Here is a 9027-nt window from a genome sequence, read left to right on the forward strand (position 1 = left end):
ATAATGCGCCGCCATGTGGGCGAGATGGCAGACCTAATCGGTCCGCGCGCCTCGCTTATTGAGTTTGGCAGCGGTTCAAGCGCCAAGACCGGGCGTTTGCTCAACGCCATGCACGCGCCAGCCGCCTATGTGCCGGTTGAAATCTCAAAAGATCATTTGGTGAACGCCGCGCAGCGCATTGCCGAGGAATACGAGCACGTCGAAGTGCTGCCCGTGTGTGCCGACTTTACCCAACCATTTGCCCTGCCCTCGCCCGAAGTGATGCCCGAGCGCAACGTCGTGTATTTCCCCGGCTCCACCATCGGCAATTTTTACCCGGAAGAAATGCACGCGTTGCTTCAGACCATGGCGCGCATCGCCAAGGCCGGCGGCGGTTTGCTGATCGGCGTGGATCTAAAAAAAGACAACGGCGTGCTAAAGGCGGCCTACAACGATGCCCAAGGCGTCACACGCGAGTTCAATCTCAACATCCTTAAGCGTATTAACCGCGAACTCAACGCCAATTTCGATCTGCATGCCTTTACGCATCGCGCGATCTATAACGAGGCGATGGGCCGCATTGAGATGCATCTGGTGAGTCAGGCCCAGCAAACCGTGAATATTGGTCACCACGCCGTGCAGTTTGCACAAGGCGAGTACATTCTCACCGAGTGTTCGCACAAGTTCACTGTCGACGAGTTTGCCGACCATGCAGCGAAGGCTGGCTTCGCTCAACAACATGTGTGGGTCGACGAACAGCAGCTATTCAGCGTGCACTTCTACCGCTATGACGGCGCTTAACGACGCGGACATTGCGCGCTTACGCGCCGACACTCCTGCCTGCGTGTCGCGCATTCACTTTAATAATGCCGGCGCGTCACTGATGCCGCAGCCGGTGTACGAATCGGTGCTCTCGCATCTCGATCTCGAGCAGACCCTCGGCGGGTATGAGGCGGCGGCGGCCGCGGATTTGGAAGAATTTTACGCGGCGTTTGCCGAGCTGCTTAACGCACAATCTGACGAGATCGCCTTTGTCGAAAACGCCACGCGCGCTTGGGACATGGCGTTTTACTCGATACCATTTAAGCCCGGCGACCGCGTGCTAACCCACGCCTCCGAATACGCCTCCAACTACTTGGCGCTTATGCAGCTCGCCGAGCGACTCAATATTGAGATCGATGTGGCGCCGTCCGACGAACACGGCCAGGTGGATGTCGACGCAATGGCCACGCTCATCACACCGCGCACTCGCCTCATTGCGCTCACGCACGTGCCCAGCCAAGGTGGCCTGATTAATCCCGCCGCCAAGGTCGGCGCCCTAGCCCGAGAACACAACGTGCTGTTCTTACTCGATGCGTGTCAGTCGGCCGGACAACTCGAGCTCGATGTAGACGCTCTGGGTTGCGACATGCTCTCGGGCACGGGACGCAAGTTTTTACGCGGCCCGCGCGGCACGGGCTTTTTATACGTCAAACGCGCGGTGCAAGACTTGCTGTCGCCGGTGTTCATCGATTTGCATTCGGCCCACTGGCAAAGTGCGACGGGCTATTCCTGGGCACCCGGTGCAGTGCGCTTTGAGAATTTTGAAAGCTTTGTGGCGGGTCGCGTCGGCCTGGCCGCCGCCGCACGCTATGCGATGCACATTGGCCTTGAACGCATCGCATCACGCGTGTCGCTGCTCGCCGACTATCTGCGGTTGCAGCTTACCGACATCGAAGGTGTGTCGGTGCACGATCTTGGGCAACACAAAAGCGGCATCGTCACGTTTACTACCGAACGCGAAACCCCCACAGAACTCAAAGCCCGCCTGGCTACACACCAGATCAATATATCCGTGACGCCCAGCAGTTATGCCCAGCTTGATCTTGGGGTGCGCAACCTGCCCGAGGTGGCGCGCGCGAGCGTGCACTACTTCAACACTCAGTCGGAAATCGACACGGTGCGCGACCTGATTGACGCCTAATACTGCCGCGTAAACACCATTGCTCGGTCACACCAAGCCCAGTCCCTACAGTACGATTCAAACCACTCGAAACGTTCGTTTCGTTGTGCCCTGTAATGCTGAGCAGTCAAACACATTTAGTTAACTCAACGGCCGTAATTATGTGAATGCTATGGGGATTATTTGTCGGCGTGGTTTACAGCGCGGACATAACACTTACGTTTTTATTGTCAAAACGCCCGACGTACCGGGCGTTTTTCAATGTTGGCACATCGCTTGCAAAGTACTGCGCAGATCATCGTCAACGACTCTGCATGGATTAAGCAAGCTCAGGCTTGCCGACTAAAAAGGAAACACAATAATGAAAACATTCTCAAACACATTACGACTGGCCTTCGCGACGGTTGCCGTGTCGCTGCTGTTCCCCATCAGTGCCATGGCCTCACCCATATTCGTGGGCAGCTTTCAGGTGGATGATGGCCCTTGGTGGACTACTCGACCCGACGTGTACTCCGGTGTTGAGGCGGCTGCGCTGCTGTTCGGCGGTCAAGCATCGGATTATCGTATTTCGACCAACAGTTCGCAGGACGCCAGCACTATCACCGACACCGCGTGGTACTCGATCATTCGAATCGCCGGCGGTCATGAGTACGCGGATGACTTTAGCGTCGACCTGCTTGAGGATGGTTACGCCGGTCCGGGTTGGACTTACTACACGGATATCTCGGCTTACGTGCGCGACAACGCGCGCGGTGCGCAATACACCAACTACGTGTGGCGCATTAACGCTGCCGCGGTCTCCGAGCCCGCGACATTAGTACTTCTGGGGATGGGGCTTTTGGGTCTCGGTGTGGCCCGTCGTAAGCAACAATAATAAGAAGCGACCCGCACCCAAAGAAGCCCCGGCTATGCCGGGGCTTTTTTATGGTCGAAATAGTTGCGTGATGCAGGCCATCGATATCGGCCGCTCACCCGGGCCTAAGCCGGTATGACGTATTTACGTCGGGTCAGACGGCGCAACGTAACCATCCGGCTTATCCGAGCCACCGCCAAAAAAGAATTTTTCCATTTCCGCCACCAAAAATGCGCGCGATTTGGGCTCGATTGGGGACAGTCGGTTTTCATTAATCAGCATGGTCTGATGACCTAACCAGCGCTGCCAAGCCACCTTGCTCACGTTGTCGTAAATGCGTTGGCCCAGTTCACCCGGATACGGCGCGTAGTCCATACCTTCGGCTTCTTCTTTCAACACAATGCACTGAACGGTTCGGCTCATGATGTTTCCTGTTTGGTGTATTGATCCAGCAGCTTGACCACCGGCGCGGCCAGCCCCACCTGGGCGGGCCTGTCGATGTTATACCAGAGCGTCTCGCGATCGGCCACGACGCCCGATGCTCGCCCGTTGGCCACCTCAACCCGTACGGGATTGATCGTCAATTCAAAATGGCTAAACACATGCACCAGCGGTGGCAGGCTTTGCGGCGCATCGACCGCCGCGAACCCTAGGCGCCGAATTACCTCGAGCGGTGTTTCGTCGGAACGGGGCTCGGGCAGCCCCCACAACCCACCCCAGATGCCACTCGCCGGACGTTGCTCCAACAAGACCTGCCCCTCGCTCATTACGAGGAGCATGCGCGTTTCACGTCGCGGCTTGGCTTTTTTGGGTTTCTTGCCCGGGTAATTGGTGGGCGTGTCTTCATGCAGCGCGCGGCACGTATCGCGCATTGGGCAGCGCGCGCATTCGGGTTTCGATCTCGTGCACAGGGTCGCACCTAGGTCCATGATGGCCTGCGTGTAGTCGGCGACGCGCTCAGTCGGGGTGGTGTGTTCAGCCAGATCCCACAGTGCGTTCACCACATCACGTTTACCCGGCCAACCCGCTACGCGAAAGTGACGTGCCAGCACGCGTTTGACATTGCCGTCGAGAATCGGCTCGCGGGTATTCATCGACAACGATAAGATCGCGCCGGCCGTCGAGCGACCAATACCGGGTAGCGCCACGAGTCCTTCGAGTGAGCGGGGGAAGACGCCATTGTGCTGGTCAACCACCTGCTGAGCGGCCTTGTGCAAATTTCGGGCACGTGCGTAGTAACCAAGCCCTGTCCAAAGGTGCAGCACTTCATCCACCGGGGCATCGGCCAGCGCCTCCACGGTGTCGAATCGACGCATAAATCGCTCGTAATACCCAATTACGGTCGTCACCTGTGTTTGCTGCAGCATGATTTCTGAGACCCACACGCGATACGGCGTCGGATTGTGCTGCCACGGCAGATCGTGTCGCCCATGCCCATCAAACCAGTCGAGCAGCCTGTCGGCAAAATCCGAGGGAACGTGCGGTGGCAGACCCGAATCGGTCATGGTGATGAGACGGGTTCGCTCGTTGCGTCGGCCAGCCGCTGCTGCGCCAGTTGTTCAATACGAATGAGCGCATCCGCGCCACCCTTGCGTAGATAGCGTTTGACCACAATTGGGCCAATCAACGGCGGCACCCAAAAATCGGGTTCGAAATCGAGCGCAAACTGAATTCTGGTTTGGTCGCCCGCCGCTTCGATGTGCCAAACCGACACGCCGTAGCGCACTTTGCTGCGGGCGGGGTCCACTTTGGTTTCGATAAAGACTGGGCGCTTGGCTTTCACCGTTTCAGTGCGCCCGAAGCCTCGACACACAAATAGGATGCAGCCACGCGTGTAAGTATAAATTTCGCCGCTGTCGTCGTCATGACGAACGAGCCAACGCGCGTCATCGTAGGCGCTGGAAAATTGCTCGTAGTTATCAAAATCGATCAGCGTGTCGTACACCGCCTCAATCGGCGCATCGAGCGTGGCGACGGACCGTACGAAATACCGTTTGCTCTCGCTCGAGACGGCGATGGAATCCAACTCGGCCGCACTGATCGCCGACGAACACCAAACCAGCAGCGCCATAACCCCCAGACGTTTCACCGTTAGTCCCCCAGCAGGTCTTTGAGTTTGTCTTTGAGCTTTCGATCCAGCTCATCTTTGATCGACTCTTCGTCACGATCGGCTTTGTCTTCGGGCGTGAGCGGTTCGCCTTCCTCAGGCGCGGCCACCGTATCACCGCCCCCTAAACCCAGCTTATCCAACAGCGAATCTTGGAGGCGTTTCTTGGCGTACTGGGCGACTAAATCGGTGATACTTTTGGTTTTGTCCACTTGCGGGGCGTCGTACGTGCCACCAATCACCAATGGCAACGTGTAGTCGGCAATAAACCGTAGCTCTTTTTCAAGCGGAATGTCGCCCTCCTGCACCACGTTGGCCCCAACGCGATAATTGATCGCCTTGGTGTTGAGATCCAACGTGCCGCGACCACTCACCCGCATCAACGGCATATCGATTTGCAGATCATCGTTGCTCAACACGCCCTCTGTGATGACGGCCGTGCCTTTGGCAACACGAAACGGTGTGCGATTGGGCTCATCGGCCACCAGCGGCTCTTTGTTGGCCGCCGCAACGATATTGCGTACCGTCTCCATCACATTAATGCCGTCGAGCACGCCGTCCGCGAAATTAAAGGAGGCTGTGCCGTTGGACGTGGCTTTCAAATCACGCGTGTTATGCCCTTGCGCCGTCATCGTCAGCGAGCCGGTCAGCTTGCCAGTGAGACGCTGACTGCCAGCGAGTGCCTGACTGAAGGCACCAAAATCGACATTATTAAAGGACTCATTCAACGCCAGCTGTGGAAGCTCACCGTCGGCATTGAGGCGAATGTCACCGCTGTACGTGCCGCCATAGAGCGCTGCCCGGATCGGATACAACCGGACCCGCCCGCTCGTCGCATTGAGCTCCACCTCGACATTACTCGACTCGATTCCCCCTACCGTGAGATCCCCGATGCGAAGCTGGCCTTTGAGATTCAAATCGCGCAGTGTTTGCGCCGGCAGCTCGATGGTGTCCACGGCACGTTCCTGCCCATCGATCGCGTCCGGGGGCGACAGATACCCGTCGAGCGTGAGTTGGTCAAGACTCACACTCACTTCCGGCGTTTGGCCCGTGAGCTTGATCAACCCAGTGATCTGACTGTCGTCAAGCGTCGCTTCAATATCACGCAGCTCGAGTCCGGCTGGCGTCATGCGCAGCGCCAGGCTCCCACCGGCCCGCGACAGCGCCTGATCATCGGCCGTATTCAGATCAACGCCCAGCTGGGTCATCAGCTGTCGCAAATTGAACGGCTCGACGGTGACCGGCCCGCTCAACGTCGCGGCCTTAAGCACATTGCGGCCGCTCAGAGTACCCCGCCCTTTGAGGCCAAACCCCTCGGCGGTGTACGCGTTGATCTGCAGCGCGCCCGAGTCGAGATTGAGCGCCACGGTATCCGCGCCGACGTTAACGGTTTGCGGTCCATCCGGCACACCCTCGCCACTCATCGTCGCCGCTAGCGCGGCGGTAACGATCGTAAGCTCAGCGCGATCCTTAAGGCGTATTGACTCCGCGTTGAGCGCACCGTTGGCCGCGCCGAGCGCGCCTTCGGTGAACGCAAACTCAAAATCCAGCGCCGGTGTTTGCACCGTCACCATGCCTTCTTTCATCGACAGCGCGTCCGTCGTGAGTGAGCCGGCACCCGAGGCGAGCTTGGCTGCCCCGTCTTGGCCACCGGACACCGCCCACGTCACGGTACCCGCCCCCACCTCCGCGGTGTCCTCGCCAAGCGTGACGGTGTCGGTGTCTAATTCAATCGAGAATTGCTCGAACGGCACGGCGTAGTGACGTCCACTTAGGGTCACGACTGGATTGTCCAGGGTCAATGCGTCGTCAAACAGCTGCGTGGCGGCGTCAATGGCGACATCAAGCGACACGTCGTTGGCCGCCAATCGTGTGGTAAGCGTCACATCAAACGGCGTGCCCGGCCGCAGCTCGCCGGTCCGCAACGCAAACTCACTCAGTGTGAGTGTGTTGAATTGGGCATTGGGCAGTTCATCGTTGAACACGATGGTGGCATTTGTGATGTCGATGGCGCCGAGTGAGTCGGTCGCAAAGCCCGATGCTGCTTCGCTGTCGGGCGCATCAGTCGCGCGCGTGCCCCCGGATACGGCGGACCAGTTGGTGCGCCCGTCGGCCAGTCGCGTGAGCTTGATTTGACCGCCATCGATAGAGGTGGTGCCCAGTTCGATGCGTTTGCTGAGCAACGGCATCAACTTCACGCTGGCATTGGCCTGATCAAACGCGAGCAACGGTCCTTCGCCAAAGGCGGGGTCATCGCTTAAGGTGGTGCGACCAATGCCGATGCGTATCCATGGAAAGGTCGTGAGCGTGAGATCCCCTTCGATCACCAGCTCACGTCCGGTTAGATCGCTCACGCGTTGTGTGATCTGTTCACGCAGGTCGTTGGGGTCAAACACAAAGCGGAAATACAGGGCAAGGCAAAGGGCGGCAACAAGTAGAAGTCCGACAAAGCCTGCAAGAATTTTAAAGAGAGTTTTCATAATCTGGTGAGTCGATAGACCGTGCGGGTGCGCGCGTGTTCAACCTGCGTCAAACTGAAAATTTTTGTGTCATTGTGGCCACGCCATTCAACGTTAGACATAAGCCGTGTTAATGACAAATCAAGCGCTAAATTACCCAAAAATAAGTCTTTTTCCCGTGAAGGTTGTGAACTGGTTAACTGAGTGTTTCGGCAAAACTACGTATTCTGTTGATACTCGAAGTGAAGCAGGAGACGAGCGCAAATGAATCAATTTAAAGCCACACCGGGACTGCCCTCCCACGATTTGAACGACGCCGTCTCAGTTCGTGGGGAAGCTGACGACGCGGAAGTAGAAGGTACCGATTTGCCGGTCGCCACCTACGACGATTACAAAAGCTGGTGCGACAAAGTCCGCCAGGAGTGGGATATCAACTAATTTCGGACGGACAGCCCACCGGCAAGCGTTCGCGCCAACTATCCGTCGGGCTTTCCGTCACCCAGTATACAAGTTGTTCCTTTTGCAAACCCCACCTCGAGTGGGGTTTTGTGTTTCTACGGCTCGACAATGCGTCCCCTGCCACGTCTTTTTACACTTCCTGGCGCTCCGCCATGCGCGCACGCCAGCCAATAGGGTCGTCGGCATCGAGCTCGTCCATCAAGTGTTTGCAACGATCTTGGTGCGTCGTTTGGTACACCAGCCCCAACCAGTTGGCAAAAATCGCTTTGCAGGTGTCTGCCCAGGTGTTGTCCACCAGATTGAGCAAGGCATCTTCGGGAAATTCGGGTAAGTCGCCACCTTCGCGAGCGGCACAAATCACCGCTTCGCGAAAGCCGTTGAGCAAATCACGCGCAGGCGGGCTCAGATAGTCGATGGGTAACGCCGGGTAGTCGCTGCGTTCTTTATAAAAGAAGCGCGAGACTTCGCGTTTGTACTCTTTGGCGAGGCTCAATGTGTCGTATTCGGGGTGCCCCTGCAGATAAATCGCCGACAGGCCGTCGGCGCTGGTTGCGAGCAGCACCTCGCAGTCTTCGCTCGTCACGAGCACTTGTGCGCCGGCCTGCTGTAGCTCAGAGACGGACACATCGTTGAAGCGCGAATGCGGGGTGTCAAAGCGCGTATTAATGTTGGACACCAGCGGGTGTGCGCGCATCTGTACACGGTGGCGAAACACGCCCCAGCGTTTGTAGGGCAACCGCGTGCGCCGAATACCATACTCGTGTTGCCACAGGGCGTGCGACGCCAAGCACGAGCACATCACCGACGCCACATGCGTGCGCGCCCACTCAAACACTTCAAGCATGTGCGGGAAAAAGGCTTCCTGGGTTAAATCTGGCTGCGTCACGTTCGCGCCCGAAATGACCAGCGCATCGAGGCCCTCGCGCTTGATGTCGTTGAAATCTTGATAGTATTGATCAATGTGCGCCTGTGCGGCTGGCCCTCGGGATAGGCCTGGCACTGTAAACAGGTGCACATACAGCTGCACAATGCGGCTGCTCGATCCTAAGCGACGCATAAACTGTCGCTCAGTGGCCTCCAGCGCGGCGTCGGGCATCATGTTGAGCACACCCACATGAAGCTCACGAATGTGCTGCTGTTTGGCGCGCGCCAGCGGCACCACCTCCTGACCGTCAGCCTGGAGACGTGCAAACGCGGGCAATGTGGAGTGAGCAACAAGCGGCATACG

Annotated in this window: 9 protein-coding genes; 4 read left to right on the forward strand and 5 right to left on the reverse strand. The window is 57.8% G+C overall.

What is annotated here, in order from left to right; genetic code table 11:
* The 3 genes from egtD to AAF465_17085 all read left to right on the forward strand — a co-directional run.
* Positions 1 to 780: L-histidine N(alpha)-methyltransferase (gene egtD / locus AAF465_17075; GenBank protein MEM7084438.1), on the forward strand; the 780-nt coding region annotated here is incomplete at its 5' end.
* Positions 767 to 1942 carry an aminotransferase class V-fold PLP-dependent enzyme gene (locus tag AAF465_17080; GenBank protein MEM7084439.1) on the forward strand — a complete coding sequence of 392 codons (1176 nt, stop codon included), beginning with the start codon at positions 767 to 769 and terminating at the stop codon, positions 1940 to 1942. The genes egtD and AAF465_17080, both read left to right, overlap by 14 nt.
* Positions 1943 to 2282: 340 nt before the next feature.
* On the forward strand, positions 2283 to 2795 hold the full coding sequence (locus AAF465_17085; protein MEM7084440.1) for a PEP-CTERM sorting domain-containing protein: 513 nt from the start codon (positions 2283 to 2285) through the stop codon (positions 2793 to 2795).
* A 123-nt stretch (positions 2796 to 2918) separates the two neighbouring features.
* On the opposite strand, the gene AAF465_17090 is transcribed toward AAF465_17085, so the two are convergent.
* The 4 genes from AAF465_17090 to AAF465_17105 are packed head-to-tail and all read right to left on the reverse strand — an operon-like array spanning position 2919 to position 7361.
* The gene (locus tag AAF465_17090) at positions 2919 to 3197 is read right to left on the reverse strand and encodes an oxidative damage protection protein (protein ID MEM7084441.1); all 279 of its coding nucleotides are present in this window, start codon (positions 3195 to 3197) and stop codon (positions 2919 to 2921) included.
* A complete protein-coding gene (gene mutY, locus AAF465_17095; GenBank protein ID MEM7084442.1) occupies positions 3194 to 4279 on the reverse strand; it encodes an A/G-specific adenine glycosylase in 1086 nt (361 codons plus the stop codon). The genes AAF465_17090 and mutY overlap by 4 nt, the downstream gene beginning before the upstream one ends.
* Positions 4276 to 4863 (reverse strand): SRPBCC family protein, encoded by a 588-nt coding sequence (locus AAF465_17100; GenBank protein ID MEM7084443.1) that lies wholly within the window; start codon positions 4861 to 4863, stop codon positions 4276 to 4278. Before AAF465_17100 ends, mutY begins: the two co-directional genes overlap by 4 nt.
* Positions 4864 to 4865: 2 nt before the next feature.
* Positions 4866 to 7361, reverse strand: coding sequence for an AsmA family protein (locus AAF465_17105; protein MEM7084444.1), 2496 nt, complete (start codon positions 7359 to 7361; stop codon positions 4866 to 4868).
* Between the two features lie 243 nt (positions 7362 to 7604).
* Here AAF465_17105 and AAF465_17110 point away from each other — a divergent pair, with 243 nt between their 5' ends.
* Positions 7605 to 7778 carry a hypothetical protein gene (locus AAF465_17110; GenBank protein ID MEM7084445.1) on the forward strand — a complete coding sequence of 58 codons (174 nt, stop codon included), beginning with the start codon at positions 7605 to 7607 and terminating at the stop codon, positions 7776 to 7778.
* Positions 7779 to 7929: 151 nt separating this feature from the next.
* Here AAF465_17110 and AAF465_17115 read toward each other — a convergent pair whose 3' ends face one another.
* Positions 7930 to 9024, reverse strand: a complete 1095-nt coding sequence (locus tag AAF465_17115; protein ID MEM7084446.1) for a homoserine O-succinyltransferase — start codon at positions 9022 to 9024, stop codon at positions 7930 to 7932.
* Positions 9025 to 9027 lie beyond the last annotated feature (3 nt).

The organism is Pseudomonadota bacterium, from assembly GCA_039028935.1.
GTDB lineage: Bacteria > Pseudomonadota > Gammaproteobacteria > Steroidobacterales > SZUA-146 > SZUA-146.